Here is an 18,943-nt window from a genome sequence, read left to right as displayed (position 1 = left end):
GCAGCGGAGCGGAGCCGGCGGGCGCAGGATGGGGGCATGCGGATCGATGTCCTGGGCCCGGTACGGGCGCTGCGCGGCGACGGCACCCCGATCGCGCTGGGCGGACCCCGGCACCGGGAGGTGCTCGCCCGGCTCGTCGCCGCCGAGGGGCGGATGGTGGCCACCGACACCCTGGTGGCGGACCTGTGGCCCGAGCCCCCGGCCCGCGGCCCGGGCGCGCTGCGCACCTTCGTCGCCGCCCTGCGCCGCGCCGTCGAACCCGACCGGCCACCGCGCACCCCGCCGCGGATCCTGGTCACGGAGGGCCCCGGCTACGCCCTGCGGCTGCCGCGCGAGGCCGTGGACGTGCACCGGTTCCAGGACGTCCTGGACCGCGCTCGCCGCTCGCCCGGCGAGGTAGCCGCCCTCGGCGAGGTCCTCTCCTCCTGGCGCGGACCGGCCTACGCCGACCTGCCCGACGCCGCCTGGGCGCAGCGGGAGCGCGCCCGGCTGGAGGAGTTGCGGCTGCAGGGGATCGAGCTCCGGGCCGGCCTCCTCCTCGACGCGGGCGCCAGCGGCGGACTCGTCGCCGAACTCGGCGCACACACCGACGAGCACCCCTGGCGCGAGGCGGCCTGGGCGCTGCTGGCTCGCGCCCTGCACCGGGACGGACGCCAGGCCGACGCACTGGCCACGCTCCGCCGCGCCCGCACGATGCTCGTCGAACAGCTGGGGCTCGACCCCGGAACCGAACTGCGGCGGCTGGAGGCGGAGATCCTCGACCAGTCCGCGTCCCTGGAGCCGGCCCTCGACCTCCGCTCCGGGGCCGCTGCCCGGCTCGGCCCCCGTACCACCGTGGAACTGGCCCGCACCCTGGCCCTGGCGGGCAGCGACGCGCTCGTCCTCTCGCGGCGCGACCGGCTCGCCGCCGCCCGGGCCGCCGAGCGCACGGGGAACGCGGAACTGACCGCCCGGGTCGTCGGCGCCTACGACGTGCCCTCGATCTGGAGCCGTGCCGACGATCCCGAGCAGTGCCGCGCCGTCGTGGCACTCGCCGAGCGCACGCTACGGGCCCTGGGGCCCGGGGGTCCTCCCGCGCTGCGGGCGCGGCTGCTGGCCACCGTCGCCGTCGAGAGCCGCAGCGGCGACCTGCGCGGGGCCGCCCTGCGGGCCGGGTACGAGGCCGCGCACCGGGCCGAGGCGCTCGCGCGCGGCCTGGGCGATCCCGCGCTGCTGGCCTTCGCGCTCAACGGCGTCTTCCTGCACTCCTTCGGTCGCCCGGGGCTCGCGGCGCGCCGGGACGCCATCGGCGCCGAACTCGTCGCGCTGGCCACCCGGCACGAGCTGCCGACCTTCGCCATCCTGGGCTGGCTCATCCGTCTGCAGTCCGCCTCGGCCGTCGGTGACCTGAAGGGCGCCGCCGGGCACGCGGCCGCCGCCGAAGAGGTCGCCGCCGTCCACGAGGCCCCGCTCGTCCCGGTCCTCACCGCCTGGTTCCGGGCCCGGGCCGCCGCAGCGCGGAGCACCGGACCCGACGGGCCGTCCGCGGCGGCCGCCGCGGGCGCCTACCGCGCCGCCGACGGCGCCCTGCGCACGGCCGGGATGCCGGGGCTGCACCGCGGCCTGCTGCCGCTCGCGCTGCTCGGTCTGCGTCTGCTGCACGGCCGCCCGGCCCCTGCCGACCCGCAGCTGGACTGGGGCCCGTACCTGTCCTGGGCGGCGCCGCTCGTACTCCTCGCCCGGGACCGTCCGGCGGAGGCCCGAGCAGCCCTCGCCACCGTTCCGGAGCCGCCGCACGACCACCTCCAGGAAGCGCTCTGGTGCCTGACCGCCCACGCCGCCGCCCGCCTGGAGGAGCCCGGCGCCGCCGCGCGGGCCGCAGCGGCGCTGCGCGGCGCCCGCACCGAACAGGCGGGCGCCGCCAGCGGCATGCTCACCCTCGGCCCGGTCGAGCGCTACCTCGCGGAGGCCGAAGCGTGCGCGGGCCGTGCCGGGGGATGACCGGACCGGCCTCCGGAACGCGGCCCGGATCAGTTGCCCGCGCCGAGGCCGGGCATGAGCGCGGACGGGTACCGGTCTCCCCGGGCCGCACCCGGCGGCACGGCGCGCTCGACGGCGGCGAGGTCTTCCGGCGTCAGGGTCAGCTCCGTCGCGGGGAGTGCCTCGGCGAGCCGCTCGCGGGTGCGGGCGCCGGCCAGGGGCACGATGTCGTCGCCCTGGGCGGCCACCCAGGCGATGGCCAGCTGCGCGACGCTGCATCCCTTGGCCTCCGCGACCCGGCGCAGCGCCTCCACCAGGGTGAGGTTGTGTTCCACGTTGCCTTCGGAGAACCGGGGGCTGAAGCCGCGCATGTCGCCGGGGCCGGCGGTGCGGCCGGGGGACCAGTGTCCGGAGATGAGCCCGCGGCCGAGGACACCGTAGGCGGTCAGGCCGACGCCGAGTTCGCGCAGGGTGGGCAGGATGTCCGCCTCCACCGCGCGGGAGATCAGCGAGTACTCGATCTGCAGGTCGGCGATCGGATGCACGGCCTGAGCGCGGCGGACCGTCGCCGCGTCGACCTCCGAGAGGCCGATGTGCCGTACGTGCCCGGCCTCGACCATCTCCTTGATCGCGCCCACTGTCTCCTCGATCGGTACGGAGGAGTCCAGTCTTGCCGGACGGTAGATGTCGATGTGGTCGGTGCCCAGCCGCGTCAGCGAGTAGGCGAGGAAGTTCTTCACCGCCTCCGGCCGGGCGTCGCATCCGCCGAAGCCCGCATCGGGCCCGCGCAGCATGCCGAATTTGACGCTCAGTGCGTAGGTGTCCCGGTTCCGGCCGCGCAGCGCCTCCGCGAGCAGCAGTTCGTTGTGCCCCATGGCGTAGAAGTCGCCGGTGTCGATCAGTGTGACGCCTGCGTCCAGTGCGGCGTGCACGGTGGCGATGCTCTCAGCCCTGTCGGCCGCACCGTAGGCGCCCGACATGCCCATGGCACCCAGGCCCAGCGTGGAGACGGTCGGGCCGGTGCTGCCCAGGGATCGTGCCTGCATCGAGCTTCCCCTTCGACGAGTTCGTGGTGTCCGTCGTGTTCGTCGTCGTTCGGCTTCCCACTGTGCTCCGGCAGCGCGGCCCGCGGGAGCGGAGCGTGCATCCTGGGAGCGGCGCTCCCTGGATCGGCGCATCCACGGGGACGACCATGGAGCCATGCAACGCGAACAGCTCGCCGCCTTCCTGCGCCACCGCCGCGAGGCGACCGACCCGGCCGAGGCCGGCATCACCGCCGGGCCCCGGCGCCGCACCGCCGGTCTGCGTCGGGAAGAGGTGGCCGGACTCGCCGGGATGTCGGTGGACTACGTGGTCCGCCTCGAGCAGGGACGCAGCAGCCGGCCCTCGGCCGGGCTGCTGGAGGCGCTGGCCCGGGCGCTGCGCCTGTCCGACGACGAGCGCGAACACCTCTTCCATCTGGCGGGACACCAGCCCGCGCCCGGCGACGGGGCGGCCAGGCAGGCCCGGGCCGGCCTGGTGCGGATGCTCGGCCTGCTCGGCGGCACCCCGGCGCTGGTGCTGTCCGATCTGGGCGAGGTCCTCGCCCAGAACCGGCCAGCCGTCCTGTTGACGGGCGATCACACCCGCCGCTCCGGCGACACCCGCTACCTCGTGTACCGCTGGTTCACCGATCCCGCCGTGCGTGCCGTCCATCCGCCCGAGGAACACGAACACCATTCCCGTCAGCTCGTGGCGGACCTGCGCGCGTCCGTCGGCCGCCGGTCCGGGGACCCCGCGGTCACCGGCCTCGTCGACCGGCTGCGCGACGCGAGCGACCACTTCCGGCGGCTGTGGGCGGAGCACGAGGTGGCCGTCCGGCGCGCCGACCGCAAGACCCTGCTCCATCCGCGCGTGGGCCGGCTGCTGATGGACTGCGAGACCCTGGTCACCCCTGACCGGCTGCAGCAATTGCTGGTGCTCACCCCGGCGGACGCGGAGACCCGCGAGCGGATGGAGCTGCTGTCGGTGCTCGGCACGGAGACGTTCCCCGTCCGGGCCGAGGGCTCCTCGCTCCGGTGAGCCGCACGCCGGCGCACCGGGCGGACACCCGGGTGCCTCAACACCTGTGACTCAGCGGGGTTTTGTACCCAGGCGCCGACGCGGGCGGGAGGTCCGGGCGGGGGTCGACACCGAGGGGAAAGCGCTCCAGGATGGACCGGCGGCGTGATCACGGGGGAGGACCGATGAGTGACGCGGACAGCGGTGCGGTGGCGGTCGTCGGCATGGCGGGGCGCTTCCCGAAGGCGCCGGACACGGAGGCGTTCTGGGAGCTGCTGATCGGCGGCGGAGACGCGGTGGGGCCGGTGCCGCCCGAACGCTGGGATCCGGCAGAGGTGTTCGACGCGACCCGGGAGATCCAGCGGGTCGGCGCGTTCCTGGAGGACATCGACACGTTCGACCCGGCCTTCTTCACGATCTCACCGCGCGAGGCCGAAGTGCTCGACCCGCAGCAGCGGTTGATGCTGGAGACGACCTGGCGGGCCCTGGAGGACGCCGGTGCACCCGCGGCCGGGCTGCGCGGCTCGCGCACCGGAGTCTACGTCGGCGGGCTCTGGCACGACTACGAACTGCTGCGCAAGGATCGGGGCGCCGCGGTGACCCAGCACAGCATCGTCGGGAACTCGCTGGACATCGTCTCCTCCCGGGTCTCCTACCACCTCGGGCTGACCGGGCCCAGCCTGACGGTCATGAGCAGCTGCTCCTCCTCGCTGGTCGCCGTGCACCAGGCCTGCCAGGCACTGCGCTCCGGCGAGATCGAGGGAGCCCTGGTCGGCGGCTCCAACCTGATGCTCACGCCCGAGGTGACGGTCGGCCTCACCCACTTCGGAGGCCTGTCCCCCACCGGCCGCTGCCACGCCTTCGGCGCCGCCGCGGACGGGTTCGTCCGCGGCGAGGGCGTCGCCGTCGTCTACCTCAAGCGACTGGCGGACGCCCTCCGCGCGGGCGACCGGATCCGCGCGGTGGTGGCGGCCAGCGCGGTCAACAACGACGGCGGCGGCGAGAGCCTGGTCACTCCGCATCCGGCCGCGCAGCGCGACCTGCTGCGCGGCGTCTACGCCTCCGGCCGCATCCCGCTGGACCGGCTCGCCTACGTCGAGGCGCACGGCACCGGCACCGCACGCGGGGACGCGGCCGAGGCGCAGGCGCTCGGCGAGGTGCTGGGAGCGGCCCGGCCCGGCCGTGCGCTGCACATCGGCTCGGTGAAGACCAACATCGGCCATCTGGAGCCGGCCGCCGGACTCGCCGGACTCGTCAAGGCCGTCCTGGCGCTGGAGCACGGCACCGTCCCGCCGAGCCTGCACGCGCAGGTGCCCAATCCGGCCATCGACTTCCCCGGGCTGAACCTCGCCGTCGCCCGGGATCCGCTGCCGCTGGAGCCCGGCAGCTTCCTCGGCGTCAACTCCTTCGGCTGGGGCGGCACCAACGCCCACGCCGTCGTCACCACGCCGCAGGCCGCGACCGCGCGGCCGCCCGCCCGGGCCGCGAAACCGGCTCCCGCCCGGACGCCGGAGCAGGACCGGACGCCGGAGCAGGACGCGCCAGCCGTGCCGGAGGAGCCGGGGGCGGCGGCGCGGCAGGAGGCCGGTGAGCCATTCCTGCTGCCGGTCAGCGGGCACACCCCGCGGGCGCTGGAGGAACGGACCCGCGGCATCCGGGAGCGGCTGGCCGCGGGTACGTCCGCACCGGAGCTGGCGCGGGCCATGGCCTGGCACCGGGACCACTTCGCGGAGCGGTGCGCTCTGCTGGGCCCGGGCCTGGCGGAGGTCGCGCGGGGCCGCGCCGGGCGACGGGGCAAGGTCGCCTTCGTCTTCCCCGGCCAGGGCGCCCAGTGGGCGGGCATGGGCGCGGGCCTCTACGGGCGCGACGCCGCGTTCACCCGGGCCATGGACCGCTGTGCACGGGCGCTGGCACCGCACGCGCCGCGCGATGTACGCGAGATGGTCACGGGCGGCCCGGCGCCGCGGGACGTGGCCGAGGTGCAGCCCGCGCTGTGGGCGATGTCGGTGTCGCTGGCCGCGGCGTGGCGGGCGGCCGGGGTGGAGCCGGACGTCGTCGTCGGGCACAGCCAGGGCGAGATCGCCGCCGCCACGGTCGCCGGGGTGCTCACCCCGGAAGACGGGGCACTGGTGGTCTGCCGCCGCAGCGACCTGCTGCGCGAGATCGCCGGCGGCGGGCGGATGCTGGCCGTGGACCTGGCTCCGGACGCGGCCCGGCAGGCCGTCGCGGGCTTCGAGGGACTGGTAGAACCGGCGGTGTACAACGGGCCGCGCTCCTGCGTGCTGTCCGGCGACACCGACTCGGTCCTGCTGCTGCGGGAGATCCTGGAGGCCGACGGGGTGTTCTGCCGGCTGGTCGACGTCGACTACGGCTCGCACAGCCCGCAGGTCGATCCCCTCGTGCCGCGGATCCGCGAGGCGCTCGCAGCCGTCGCGCCGGGCCCCGCGGACATGCCGCTGCTCTCCACGGTCGGCCTCACCTGGCTGGACGGGCCGGAGGCAGATGCCCACTACTGGGCCGAAAACCTGCGCCGCCCGGTGCGGTTCGCCGAGGCGGTGGACACCCTGATCGACGAGGACGTCACCCATCTGGTGGAGGTCAGCCCGCATCCCGGGCTCGGTGCGGCACTGCGCCAGCTCGTGGAGGAGCGGCCGGAGCCACCGGTGGTGCTGGGCACATTGCGCCGCGACGAGGGCGAACACGCCGACCTGATGCGGGCGTTCGCGGAGGCCTACGTCTCGGGGCTGCCCGCGCTCGGTCCGCGCCCGGCGCGGCGCCCGGACGCCGTTCCGCCGCCCTACCCCTTCCAGCGGGAGCGCTACTGGGTCGCGCCGGGGCGGCACAGCGGAGTCCGCAGCGGGCGGCTGGCCCTGGCTGAGGTGCCCTCGACCGCGGGCGGCGTCGGGGAGAGCGCCGTCGAACTGGACACGGGCACCCACCCGTGGCTGGCCGACCACCGGGTGCACGGCACGGTGCTGTTCCCGGCAGGCGGCTTCCTGGCGCTGCTCCACCAGGCGCTGCACGGCGAAGCCCACGAGTCCGGAGCCGCCGGGCACGGGACGCCCGTGCTGCGGGACGTGCAGCTGACCGCCGCGCTGGCGTTGGGCGAGGAACCGGTCCGCACCGCCCTCACCTGGCGCCCCGGCCCCGGGGACTCGGGCGTGCTGGAGGTGCGGTCCCGGGAGACGGCCGCGACCGGGCCCGCACCCGGCGCGGACGCGGAGGCGGATGCCGGGTGGACGCGGCACTGCCGTGCGACAGCCGCCCGCGACAGCGCCCCGCCGGCCGGCGGGTTCCCCGAACACCTGCTGGTTGCCGCGCCGCTGGACGCGGACGGCTTCTACCGGGACTGCGCGGCGAAGGGCCTCGGCTACGGCCCCGCCTTCCGGCCGGTCACCGGCGGCCACGTCGCCGAAGCCGCGTCGGGGCCCGGACGGGAGGCGCTGGTCCGGCTCGAGCTGCCGCCCGGCAGCCGCTCGGGGGCGCTGTCGGGGACACCGCACCCGGTGCTGTGGGACGGCATGCTGCAGGCCGCGCTGGTCGTGTGCGACGGCCCGGTCCTGCCGCGCCGGGTCCGGCGGGCGGCGGTCGCGGTGACGGACGCCGACGCCCTGTGGGTGCACGCCCGGCCGGGCGCGAACGGCGAGGTCGACCTGGCGCTCTTCGACACCGGGCAGCGCCCGCTGGGACGGCTGGAGGGAGTGCTGCTGGCTGCGCTTCCCGGCGGCGCCGACGACGCGGCGGAGACCGGGCGGCTCACCTACCGGATGCGCTTCATGCCCCGGGAGCGGCCCGCCGCCCCGGCTGCGGGGCCGGACGGCCCGCCCGGGGGCGGCGGGCTGCCGGGCAGGGTGGTGGTCCGCGGGCGGCCCGGAGTGCTGCCGGACGCGGCCGGGGAGGATCTGGCCGGGGCGGACACCGTGGTGTTCGTCGCGCCGCAGGAGGGCCGTGACGGGCTGCTGGAGCTGGCGGAGCTGGTCAGCCGCTGCGCGGACGAGAACCCGTCCGCGCGGCTGGCGGTGGTGGTCCGCCGGGGCGACCCGGACGCCGGGCTGTACCCGGGGTTCGTGGCGGTCGTGCAGGCGGAGTACCCCCAGTTCGGGACGCGGCTGATCGAGACCGACACGTTCGGCGCCGATCTGGTGGCGGAGCTCGCCGCCGCGGAGGACCGGGTCGTGCTGTCGGGCGGCGAGCGGCTGGTCGGCGAGCGGGTGAGCGGCGGTTCGCCCGCCGCCGGCCCGCCGTGGCGGACGGGGCCGGGCACCCAGCCGTTCCGGCTGGGCACTCCGCGGCCCGGCGACCTGTCGGCGCTGTGCGCCCGTCCGCTGGAGCGGCCCCGGCCGGGTCCCGGACAGGTCGAGGTGGCGGTCGAGGCCGCGTCGCTGAACTTCATCGACGTGATGAAGGCGATGGGCGTCTACCCGGACGACTCCCCCGACCGGGAACTGCTCGGCCTGGACTGCGCGGGCACGGTGACCGCGGTCGGTCCGGGGGCCGGCACCGTGGCGGTCGGTGACCGGGTGGCGGCCTGCGGCTTCGGCGTCCTCGCCTCGCACGCGCTGGTCGAGGCCCGGCACACCGCCCGCATCCCGCGGGAGCTGACCGCGGCGCAGGCGGCGGCGCTGCCGATGGTGCTGGTCACCGCCTGGTACGCGCTGATGGAGGTGGCCCGGCTGGAGCCGGGCGAGACCGTGCTCGTCCACTCGGCCACCGGCGGGCTCGGGCTCGCCGCGCTGCACGTGGCCCGGCTCGCGGGTGCCGAGGTGATCGCCACGGCCGGTACCGAGGAGAAGCGGGAGCAGCTGCGCGCCCGGGGTGTCGAGCACGTCTTCGACTCCCGCACCCTGGAGTGGGCCGAGGGGGTGCGGACCGCGACCCGGGGGCGCGGCGTCGACGTGGTGCTCAACTCCCTGCCCGGGGCCGCGATTCCGCTCGGTCTGGAGGCGCTGGCCGAGGACGGGCGGTTCGTGGAGGCCGGAAAGCGCGACATCCATCGGGACACGTCCGTCGAGCTGGGCGCCTTCCGCAAGGCGGTGTCCTTCACCGCCGTGGACATCGCCGGGCTGCTCCGCCGCCGCCCCGAACGCTTCGCCGCGCTCCTGGCAACCGTGTGGGCACGGGTGACGGGCGGGGAACTGCGGCCGCTGCCGGTGCGCGAGTGGCCCCTCACGGAGGCGCAGGAGGCCTTCCGCACGTTCTCCCGCGGGCAGCACACCGGCAAGCTCGTGCTCACCGAGCCGACCGGAGACGGCACGGTCCCCGTCGCCCCGCAGCCGCTGCCCGAGGGGCGGTTCCGGGCCTCGGGCAGCTATCTGATCACGGGCGGGCTCGGGGCGCTCGGCATGTCGCTCGCCGAGTACCTGGCCGCCTCCGGAGCCGGTGCCCTGGCCCTGGTCGGGCGCTCGGCGCCCGGGGACCCGGCGCGGGTCGAGGCGCTGCGCGAGCGCGGTGTCCGGGTGGGGGTGTGGTCGGCGGACGTGGCGGACGAGGCGCGGATGCGCACGGTGCTGGCGGAGATCCGCGCACAACTGCCACCGCTGTGCGGGGTCTTCCATGCCGCGGGAGTGCTGGCGGACGCGACCGTGGGGACCCTGGACGGCGCGCTTCTGACGCGGGTGCTGCGCCCCAAGGCCGACGGGGCACGCGTCCTGCACGAGCTGACCGCGGGGGACGCGCTGGACCTGTTCGTCCTGTTCTCCTCCGCCGCCGCGTTCGTGGGCACGGCCGGGCAGGCGGCCTACGCGGCGGCGAACAGCGCGCTGGACGCGTTGGCGGCGGAGCGGCGGGCGGCGGGGCTGCCGGCGCTGAGCGTGCAGTGGGGGCCGGTCTCCGGAGCCGGTATGGCCACCGGCACCGGGCGCGGGGACCGGCTCGCCGCGCGCGGGCTGGGCAGTGTTCCGGCCGAGGTGTGCTGGCGGGCGCTGCGCCGGTATCTGGAGTCGGACGAGGCGCAGGTGGCCTGCCTCGACCTCGATCCGCGGCAGTGGCTGGAGTCCTACCCGGCGGCGGCCGCGCTGGCGAGCTGGCAGCCGCTCACCGGGACCGGCAGGACGGTCACGCCGACAGAGCTGCGGAGCATCCCGGCGGCGCGGCGGCGCGAGGTGGTGGAGGCGGAGGTGCGCCGTACGGCGGCGGCGGTGCTGCGCCTGGCGCCGGAGAAGCTGCCGCACGATGTGCCGCTGCGCGCGCTCGGGCTGGACTCGCTGATGTCGCTGGAGCTGCGCAACAGACTCGAGGCGTTCCTGGGTGTGCGGCTGAGTCCGACACTGCTGTGGAAGTACGGCACCCTGGCCCGGCTCGCCCCGGCCCTGGCCGCGCTGGTGGAGGCCGGACCGGAACCGGGAGGGGAAGCGGAGGCGGAGCCGGAGCCCCGCCCCTCGGCTGCCCCGGCTCCGCACGAGGCGGGGGCCCATGGGTGACCGTCCGGCCCTCGGGCCCGCGGAGATCCGGGAACTGATCGCCGAATATCTGCCCGACCCGCCGGGCGTCGATCTCCTCGACGTCGGACCCGGCGGGCTGGTGTTCGCCGCGGACCCGGCGGGGCTCACGGTGCGGCCCGGCGGCACCGTCTCCGGGCCCGCCCTGTTCGCGTTCGCGGACGTGGCAGGCTATCTGGCGGTCAACGCCTATCTGGGCAGGACGCCGTCGGCGATGCTCACCTCCAGCAGCATCAGCTTCCTGGAAGCAGCCGCGCCGGAGCGGCTGCACGCGCGCGTCGTGCCCGAGCGGATCGGCCGGCGTACGGCGGTCGTCTCGGCCCGGGTCGAGAGCCTGGACGGGTGTCCCGTCGCCCTGGCCACGCTGCACTTCTCGTTTCCGGGGAGGAGGAGCCGGCCCGGCGCGGGCGCGCGCTGAGGGCGGGAGCGGACGCCCGTGCGGCGGCGCACCGGACGGCGGTGCGTGCGCGTTCAGCGGCTGGAGTAGGTCGTCCGCTCCCACGGGTAGCCCGGCAGCGCTGTCATGCTCGCGCGGGCCGGACGTTCCTGGGCGGTGCCGTCCGCGCTGCCGGGCGGGGGGTGCTCGGCGGTCTCCAGCATCCGCACCCGCGGGTGGTCCCGGCCCGCCGCGAGGGCGCGCAGCGCGTCCGCGGCCTCCTCGGAGCCCGCCGCGGTGATCCAGGCGGCCCGCCGCAGGCGGGTGCGCCCGTGAAGCGCGGTCGCGGCGAAGGCGGCGTACCCGTCCCCGGCGGACGCGGCGTCCCCGGGCTCGGCCAGCCTTCGCGCGTACCGGCCCGCCAGGGTGCGCAGGGCGGTTTCGGTGTGCGCGGACACCGGGAATCCGGCGGCCGGTGCGGGAGCCGGTGCGGGCTCGGCGGTGGGGCGGGAGAGGACGACGTGCGCGTTGGTGCCGCTCATCCCGAAGGAGCTGACGGCCGCGCACCGGCCCGCCGACGGCTCCCAGGGCCGGGTCTCGGCCGGTACCGTCAGGCCGCTGCCGTCCAGGCGGATCCGGGGGTTGAGCGTCTCGAAGTGGGCCTGCCGCGGGATCTGCCGCCGCTCCAGACAGAGCAGCGCCTTGATCAGGCCGAGGACTCCGGCGGCCGCCTCGGCATGGCCGAGGTTCGCCTTGACCGATCCGACATGCCAGGTGCGCCCCGGCGAGTCCAGGGCGGCCCGGGCGGCCTCGATCTCGATCGGGTCGCCCAGCGGGGTGCCGGTGCCGTGCGCCTCCAGGTAGCCGATGTCGGCGCCGGTGAGGCCGGCCGCGGTGAGGACGCCCTCGATCAGGGTCTGCTGGGCCAATAGGTCCGGTGCGGTGAACCCGGAGGAGCGGCCGTCCTGGTTGACCCCGCTGCCCTCGATCACCCCGAGGATCCGGTCGCCGTCGCGCTCGGCGTCGGCCAGCCGCTTGAGCACCACGGCCCCGGCGCCCTCGCCCCGGACGAACCCGTTGGCGCGTGCGTCGAAGGGGCGGCACCGGCCGTCGGGCGAGAGCGCCTCGGTGCGCTGGATTTCCGCCGTCGACCGGGGCGCGAGCACCAGGTTGACGCCGCCGGCCACGGCCACGTCGCAGTCTCCGGCGGCCAGCGCCCGGCAGGCCGTGTGCACCGCCACCAGCGACGACGAGCACGCGGTGTCCAGCGCCAGGGCGGGGCCCCGGAGGCCGAGCGTGTAGGCCAGCCGGCCGGCGGCGAAGCAGTGGCCGTTGCCGATCAGCCAGGAGGCATTGGGTTCGCCCTCGTCCCACAGCCGGTGGTCCTGACCGGTGATGCCGACGTAGACCCCGGTGCGCTCGGCGACGTCCTCCGGGGGCAGGGCGGCGTCCTCGAACGCCTCCCACACCACTTCCAGCAGCAGCCGGTGCTGCGGGTCGAGGCTGCGCGCCTCCCGCGGCGAGATGCCGAAGAACCGGGCGTCGAAGCCGAGGACGTCGGGCAGATAACCGCCGCGGGTCAGCAGCCCTTCCCAGCCGCCGGGGAAGGCGCGGCGGCGCTGCTCGGGCAGCTCGCCCACCAGGTCCTGCCCCGCCGACAGTGCCTGCCAGTAGGCGTCGCGGCCGGCGATGCCGCCGGGGGCGCGCAGACCGGTGCCGACGACGGCCGTCCGCTGCGCTCCCCGCAGTGCGGCCAGCTCGCCGCGCAGGGCGCGGATCGTCTCCATGGCGCGGCGCAGCGGCCCGGCGGGCGCCTCCGCCGCCGCGCCGGGCGGGTGAGCGTCCGACTGCTGGGAAGTTGACATCGGCCGCGACGCTAGCAGGTGGCGGCGGCGATTCCAGCCCCGCACCGGTCGATCGAACTGAGCGTCTACAGCGCCCAGTTGAACCAAGGCATCCATATCCCGGTCCTGGATGTCAAGGCTGTTCCTGGCAGTGCGCGTTGTGGCACTGTGTGCTTGAGGGACAACGGGGGGTCGGTTCGGGCCGTGCGCCGCGTCGTGCGGCTGTCGCGATCGTGCTGCTTCCCGCACGCCGGACGAGGCAGAGCTGAGAGGTCGCTTATGACGATCGCGGTCCTGGACGACGAGGAAGTCGTGGTGCGCACCCCGGACGAGTTCCACCGGATGCCCCGCGACTACCAGAAGATGCTGATCAGTCAGGTCACCATCAACACCGAGGGCGAACTCTCGGGTGGCGATGACTATGTACAGATGTTCCTGCCGCTGGCGCCGGACGCCGAGGAGCGCCAGGTGTGCGCGGAGCGGGCCGCTGAGGAATACGACCACTACAAGATCGGCAAGCGGGTGCTGGCCGATCTGGGCATCGACACCACCTACATGGAGACCCAGGCGGTCTCCGAGCGGATGCTGTTCGCGGACGAGCGGATGCACTCCTGCACCACGTGGGCCGAGCGGGGGGTGTACTCCTACATCGGCGAGGAGACCGCGATGGTGATGCTGCGCGAGTTCGCGGAGAGCAGCTACAAGCCGTGGGCGGAGGCCGTCCGCACGATCATCCTGGACGAGAAGATCCATATCGCGCACGGCGCGCGGGTCTGCCGCAACCTCGCCGCCACCGAGGAGGGCCGCGCCGAACTGCAGGCCGCGCTGGAGCGGCTGTGGCCGATGTTCGTGGGCATCTTCGGCAGTGCGAACACCAAACGCTCGAAGCTGGCGGTGCGCTACGGGCTGCGCAGGACGACCAACGGCGAGGCGATCGAGCTGTGGCGGCAGAAGGTCGGTCCGCGCGTCGCCAACCTGGGCCTGCGTGTGCCGGAATGAGCCGGGAGGCAGCCATGACCACAGCAGTACACATCACCCCCCGCCCGCCCTCCCGCGCGGAGGCCAAGGCACGGCTGCGGGGGTATCTGGCCGACCGCCCGGATCTCGCGGCCCGGCTGAAGGACGTGCGCAGGATGGGCACCCGGGTACGCGGGTGCGAGGTGCATCTGACGACCGCCTGCAACATCCGCTGCAAGGGCTGCTGGTACTTCGAGGGCGGCTTCGACACGGCGGTCCGGGAGACCTCCGACCCGGGCCTGATCCGGGCTTTCGCGGAGAAGCTCGCCGCGGACGGGGTCACCCAGGCGACACTCATCGGCGGCGAGCCGACCCTGGTGCTGGACCGGGTGCGTCCCTTCGTCGAGCAGCTGCCGTATCTGACGATCTCCACCAACGGGCTGCGTCCGCTGCCGATGGACGGATTCGAGAACGTGGCCGTCGGCATCAGCCTGTTCGGCGGCGGGCCGCTGGACGACGAACTGCGCGCTCACCGGCCCAACGGCTCCTCGTTCAACGGCCTGTTCGAGAAGGCACTGGGCCACTACCGGGACGACCCCAGGGTCACGTTCGTCTTCGCCCTCTCGGAGGCGGGGCTGCCGTACATCGAGCCGACGGTGCGGGCGATCCGGGACAACGGCAACCAGGTGACGTTCAACTTCTACAGCGAGCACGGCTCGGACAGTCCGCTGCGGATCGAGAACGAGCAGCACACGCTCGCCGAAGCACTGCGGGTCGCGGAGGCGTATCCGGAGGCCGTGGTCGCGCACCCGTACTTCATCGAGACGCTGATCAGCGGACGCACCCACTGGGGAGGCCGGTTCGGCTACGACGTGTGCCCCAGCATCAGCGTCGACCTGCCGGAGCACGAGCAGCGCGTGGCCAACGGCAATCCGGTGCTGGACGGTTTCGCCGTGTACGGCGCCGACTACGAGACCCTGCAGTTCTGCTGCACCTCGGGTGACTGCGACGGCTGCCGCGACAGCCAGGCCGTCTACAGCTGGCTGATGGTGAGCTTCCACTGGTTCCTCGACAGCGTGCAGCGGCTGGAGACCTGGCTGGACCTCGCCGAGAGCTACTGGCGCCAGTGGTACTGGGCGCAGTCGCAGGCCCCGGCCTTCGCCCGCTGAAGCCCGCGCCGGTCCGCGGCACCGGCCTCTCCGCCCCTCCTGCCTTTCTCCCGTCACAGCACCGCACCACACCAAGGAGCAGCCATGTCCCAACCCGTCACCGTCGAGGCCGTACGGGACCTGATCCGCACGGAGCTGGTCGACTCCGGAGTCGAGGAGGAGACCCTCACGCCCGACGCCAAGTTCGACGACCTCGACATCGACTCGCTCGACGCAGCGGAGCTGATGTCGACCCTCAAGCGGGAGTACGGCGTCACCATCCCGCGGCCCGAACTGGCGGAGGTCACCGTGGACCAGCTCGCCCGGCGGGTCGTGGAAGCGGCCGCACGTTGACGGTCGCGGTCGCCGTCACCGGCGTCGGCGCGGTCACCCCGCTCGGCGTCGGTGCCGCCCGGCTCGTCTCGCGGCTGGTCGCGGGCGGAACCGGGATCGACGGCGGTGCGGCGCGGTGCACGGATTTCGACGCCCGCGACCATCTGACGGCACGCGACCGCAAGCGGAACGCCCGGTTCGCGCAGTTTGCGCTCGTCGCCGCCGACGAGGCGGTGCGGCAGGCGGGCTGGGGCGGCGGACTCCCCTACCCGGCCGAAGACGTCCGCTGCGTGATCGGCAGCGGGCTCGGCGGTGGCCCCGAGGTCCTGGCGGCGCGGACGGCGAGCCCGCTGGCGGTGCCGCTGATGATGCCCAACAGCGCCGCGGCGAGCCTCAGCCGCCGCTACGGCATCCGCGGCGAGTCCTCAGCTCCCTCGGGAGCCTGTGCCGCCGGGGCCCAGGCCATCGGTCTCGCCGCCGGGGCAATCCGCCGGGGCGAGGCCCGGGCGGTGCTCGCCGGCGGCGCCGAGGCCGCCTGCGTGCCGCTGGTGCGGGAATCCTTCGCACAGGCGGGCGCCCTCTCCCCCACCGGGCGCTGCGCCCCGTTCAGTGCGGACCGGGACGGCTTCGTGATGGGCGAGGGCGCCGGAGTCCTCGTCCTGGAGGACGCGGCCGGGGCCCGTGCCCGGGGAGCCCGTGTCCTGGGTCATGTCCGGGGCTACGGTGGCAGTTCCGACGCACACCACGTCACCGCACCGCCGCCGGACGGCGCACCGGCCGCGCACGCCGTCTCGCTGGCGCTGGCCGACGCCGGCGCCGCCCCCGAGGACCTGTGCTACCTCAACGCGCACGGCACCGGCACCCCGCTGAACGACGCGTCCGAGATCCGCTCGCTGAAGCTGGCCCTGGGCGCGGCCCTGCCGTCGGTTCCGCTCTCCTCCACCAAGGCCGCGACCGGCCACCTCTTCGGTGCGGGCGGCGCGGTGGAGGCCATCGTCACGCTGGCCGCACTGCGTGACCGGCTCGCCCCGCCGACCCTCGGCCTGGCCGCACCCGACCCGGATCTGGGGCGGCTGTCGCACATCCCGGCAGCCCGCGCGCTCAGCGCCGGGCCGCGCGGCCGGCTGGGGCTGTCGAACTCGCTGGGCTTCGGCGGCCACAACAGTGTGCTGGTCCTGGAGGCGCCGTGAGCACGTACGACCTCATCGGCCGAAGGTATCTGGTGACCGGGGTGACCAACCAGGAGTCCATCGCCTGGCATGTGGCGTCCGCACTGCAACGCGCCGGCGCCGAGGTGGTGCTCAGCTCCTTCGGTCGCACGGCGCGGATCGCTCGCAAGGCCGCGGCCCGGCTGCCCCGCGAGCCGGACGTGCTGGAACTGGACGTCACCGACGAGGGGGACTTCGCCCGCCTCCACGAGGAACTCCAGGCGCGTTGGGGCGCCCTGGACGGGGTGCTGCACAGCGTGGCGTACGCGCCCGCCGACGCGGTGAGCGGCGCCTTCCTGGAGACCCCGGCGGCCGGCGCGCTGCGGGGCTTCCAGGTCTCGGCCTACTCCCTGCAGCGCCTGGCGGCCGCTCTCGCCCCGCTGCTGACCGCCTCGGAGCACGGGGGCAGCGTCGTCGGGGTGACCGTGGACAGCTCCCGGGCCCTGCCCGGCTACGACTGGATGGGTGTCTTCAAGTCGACACTGGAGGCGGTCGCCCGCTATCTGGCCGTGCATCTGGGTCCGCGCGGGGTGCGGGTCAACCTCGTCGCCTCGGGCCCCCTGGAGACCCTCTCCGCACAGGGCATCGGCTCGTTCGAGGCACTCGCCGCGCACTACGAGCGCTGGGCACCGCTGGGCTGGGACCGCACCGATCCGGGGCAGGTCGTGGGCGCGGTGCTCTTCCTGCTCTCCGACCTCGCCGCACACACCACCGGCCAGATCCTGCACGCCGACGGCGGGCTGCACGCCGTCGCGGGCGGAATCGGCGAACCCCCTCGGTGACGTACCGCTTAACGGTCATTAACATCGACCGGGTGACGTCGGTGCGCGGCGTCGGCAGACACGAACATCGGCGGCGGTGCCCGTACCGCGACAGCCGCATCGGCGTAAGGAGTTGGCCGTGGCCTCTGACTTCCCCCTCACCAGGACGACGAGTCCCGTTTCCCCGGCGGAGCGGCAGGAGATCCTCGCGGCGCCGGGCTTCGGCCGGTTCTTCACCGACCACATGGCCACGGCCACCTGGTCGGCCGGGCGCGGCTGGCACGGCCACCGGGTCGGCCCGCTGGAGCCGTTCTCGCTGCACCCCAGCGCCGCCGTGCTGCACTACGCGCAGGAGATCTTCGAGGGACTCAAGGCCTACCGGCACGCGGACGGCAGCGTGTGGCTCTTCCGCCCCGAGGCCAACGCCCGGCGCTTCGCCCGCTCCGCGCGGCGGATGGCCCTGCCGGAGCTGCCCGAGGTGGACTTCCTCGCCGGGGTGGAGGAGCTGATCCGGGCCGACGAGCCCTGGGTGCCGACGCCGAGCAACGAGGAGAGCCTCTACCTGCGGCCGTTCATGTTCGCCTCCGAGGCGTTCCTGGGGGTGCGGCCCGCCAAGGAGATCGTCTTCTCGGTGATCGCGAGTCCGGCGGGCTCGTACTTCGAAGGCGGCCTCTCCGGGGTGACCCTGTGGGTCAGCGGCACGTACACCCGGGCGGGCAAGGGCGGTACCGGCACCGCCAAGTGCGGCGGCAACTACGCGGGCGGCCTGGCCGCACAGTTGGAGGCCGAGGAGCACGGCTGCGACCAGGTGCTGTATCTGGACAGCGCGGGCGAGGGGTATCTGGAGGAGTCGGGCACGATGAACCTGTGCCTGGTCACCGCGGACGGCAAGCTGATCACCCCGGCGCTGGGCACCATCCTGGAGGGCGTCACGCGGGACACCATCCTCGCCCTGGCCGCCGAGTCCGGACTGACCTGCGAGGAGCGCCAGATCACGCTGGAGGAGCTGCGGTCCGGAGCCGCCGACGGCACCGTCACGGAGGTGTTCGCGGCGGGGACGGCGGCGGTGGTCACCCCGATCGTGGGCTTCAAGGGCGACGGCTATGCCTTCGCCATCGGCGACGGTGAGCCGGGCAAGCAGACGGCGGCCCTGCGCGCGCGGGTGCTGGACATCCAGTACGGCCGCGCCGAGGACACCCACGGCTGGCTGCGCCGGGTGCTCTGAGCCCGGGTCCGGGGCGGCGGGGGGGGGGGGGGGGGGGCGCCCCCCCCCCCCCCCGCCCCCGTCCTGCCCAGGAGACGCATGCGCCTCCTGGCTTCACGCCGCGGTGGAGTGCCGCTGCACGTGGACGGCACGGCTGAGGCGGCGGCCCACCAGGACGTATCCGAGCAGCGCGCCGGTCGCGTTGAGGAGCACGTCGTCCACGTCGAAGGCCCGACCGGTCACCCACACCCCCTGCACGGTCTCCACCAGCAGCATCACCACGGCGGTGCAGAGGGTCACCTTCAGGAAGCCGCGCAACTGCGGCGCCATGACCGGCAGCAGCACGCCGAAGGGTGCTCCCAGCAGGATGTTTCCGCCCAACTGCTGGACGACTGCGAAGACCTCCGGCTGCTCCAGGTAGTCGCGGATCGAGGCACCGGGCCGCAGGTTGGTGTGTGTCAGGCTCTCCGCCGCCTGCGAGGGTTGCAGCGTCGCGCGGGAGAGCAGCGCGGCGAACAGCACCAGCGCGCCGAAGGCCAGCAGTACGGCCAGCGCCCTGCCGAGAGCACGGAGCATCCCTCCGCGGGGCTTTCCGGACGACACGGAACCCTTGACATGAACGCTCTGAGTCATGCGCCCTCGCTTACCCCGGGCCGCAGCGTGCACGCTCTCAGCG

At 74.9% G+C, this 18,943-nt stretch carries 13 protein-coding genes; 10 read left to right on the top strand and 3 right to left on the bottom strand.

The window, feature by feature from the left end:
- The first annotated feature begins 36 nt into the window (after positions 1-36).
- Positions 37-1,980 (top strand): BTAD domain-containing putative transcriptional regulator, encoded by a 1,944-nt coding sequence (locus ACFYMO_RS05860; RefSeq protein WP_388544468.1) that lies wholly within the window; start codon positions 37-39, stop codon positions 1,978-1,980.
- A 29-nt stretch (positions 1,981-2,009) separates the two neighbouring features.
- Here ACFYMO_RS05860 and ACFYMO_RS05855 read toward each other — a convergent pair whose 3' ends face one another.
- A complete protein-coding gene (locus tag ACFYMO_RS05855; protein WP_388544465.1) occupies positions 2,010-3,005 on the bottom strand; it encodes an aldo/keto reductase in 996 nt (331 codons plus the stop codon).
- A 154-nt stretch (positions 3,006-3,159) separates the two neighbouring features.
- Here ACFYMO_RS05855 and ACFYMO_RS05850 point away from each other — a divergent pair, with 154 nt between their 5' ends.
- From ACFYMO_RS05850 to ACFYMO_RS05840, 3 genes are all read left to right on the top strand, one after another.
- Positions 3,160-4,020 carry a helix-turn-helix transcriptional regulator gene (locus ACFYMO_RS05850; RefSeq protein WP_366772775.1) on the top strand — a complete coding sequence of 287 codons (861 nt, stop codon included), beginning with the start codon at positions 3,160-3,162 and terminating at the stop codon, positions 4,018-4,020.
- A gap of 164 nt (positions 4,021-4,184) precedes the next feature.
- Positions 4,185-10,418 (top strand): SDR family NAD(P)-dependent oxidoreductase, encoded by a 6,234-nt coding sequence (locus ACFYMO_RS05845; RefSeq protein WP_388544461.1) that lies wholly within the window; start codon positions 4,185-4,187, stop codon positions 10,416-10,418.
- Positions 10,411-10,854 (top strand): PaaI family thioesterase, encoded by a 444-nt coding sequence (locus ACFYMO_RS05840; RefSeq protein ID WP_366772773.1) that lies wholly within the window; start codon positions 10,411-10,413, stop codon positions 10,852-10,854. Before ACFYMO_RS05845 ends, ACFYMO_RS05840 begins: the two co-directional genes overlap by 8 nt.
- 53 nt (positions 10,855-10,907) lie before the next feature.
- Here the strand turns inward: ACFYMO_RS05840 and ACFYMO_RS05835 are convergent, their stop codons facing one another.
- Positions 10,908-12,677: a beta-ketoacyl synthase N-terminal-like domain-containing protein gene (locus ACFYMO_RS05835; protein WP_366772771.1), complete on the bottom strand. Its 1,770-nt coding sequence runs from the start codon at positions 12,675-12,677 to the stop codon at positions 10,908-10,910.
- Between the two features lie 258 nt (positions 12,678-12,935).
- Between ACFYMO_RS05835 and ACFYMO_RS05830 the strand changes: the two genes are divergently transcribed.
- The 6 genes from ACFYMO_RS05830 to ACFYMO_RS05805 all read left to right on the top strand — a co-directional run bounded on the left by ACFYMO_RS05830 (position 12,936) and on the right by ACFYMO_RS05805 (position 18,288).
- Positions 12,936-13,655, top strand: a complete 720-nt coding sequence (locus ACFYMO_RS05830; RefSeq protein ID WP_019359626.1) for a Phenylacetic acid catabolic protein — start codon at positions 12,936-12,938, stop codon at positions 13,653-13,655.
- Between the two features lie 14 nt (positions 13,656-13,669).
- On the top strand, positions 13,670-14,782 hold the full coding sequence (locus ACFYMO_RS05825; RefSeq protein ID WP_366772770.1) for a radical SAM protein: 1,113 nt from the start codon (positions 13,670-13,672) through the stop codon (positions 14,780-14,782).
- An 84-nt stretch (positions 14,783-14,866) separates the two neighbouring features.
- Positions 14,867-15,115, top strand: a complete 249-nt coding sequence (locus ACFYMO_RS05820) for an acyl carrier protein (RefSeq protein ID WP_360297832.1) — start codon at positions 14,867-14,869, stop codon at positions 15,113-15,115.
- Positions 15,112-16,284, top strand: a complete 1,173-nt coding sequence (locus ACFYMO_RS05815) for a beta-ketoacyl-[acyl-carrier-protein] synthase family protein (protein ID WP_388544455.1) — start codon at positions 15,112-15,114, stop codon at positions 16,282-16,284. The genes ACFYMO_RS05820 and ACFYMO_RS05815 overlap by 4 nt, the downstream gene beginning before the upstream one ends.
- Complete coding sequence (gene fabI, locus ACFYMO_RS05810; RefSeq protein ID WP_366772768.1) at positions 16,281-17,084, top strand: enoyl-ACP reductase FabI; 804 nt, start codon at positions 16,281-16,283, stop codon at positions 17,082-17,084. Before ACFYMO_RS05815 ends, fabI begins: the two co-directional genes overlap by 4 nt.
- Before the next feature lie 118 nt (positions 17,085-17,202).
- The gene (locus ACFYMO_RS05805; protein ID WP_388544452.1) at positions 17,203-18,288 is read left to right on the top strand and encodes a branched-chain amino acid aminotransferase; all 1,086 of its coding nucleotides are present in this window, start codon (positions 17,203-17,205) and stop codon (positions 18,286-18,288) included.
- 93 nt (positions 18,289-18,381) lie between these two features.
- Here the strand turns inward: ACFYMO_RS05805 and ACFYMO_RS05800 are convergent, their stop codons facing one another.
- On the bottom strand, positions 18,382-18,843 hold the full coding sequence (locus ACFYMO_RS05800) for a VanZ family protein (RefSeq protein ID WP_366774921.1): 462 nt from the start codon (positions 18,841-18,843) through the stop codon (positions 18,382-18,384).
- Between the last annotated feature and the right edge of the window lie 100 nt (positions 18,844-18,943).

Origin of the sequence: Streptomyces sp. NPDC007025, assembly GCF_042869455.1 — a bacterium.
Lineage (GTDB): Bacteria > Actinomycetota > Actinomycetes > Streptomycetales > Streptomycetaceae > Streptomyces.
The sequence above is the reverse complement of the archived record's forward strand: the minus strand, read 5'-3'. Positions and strand labels throughout refer to the sequence as shown.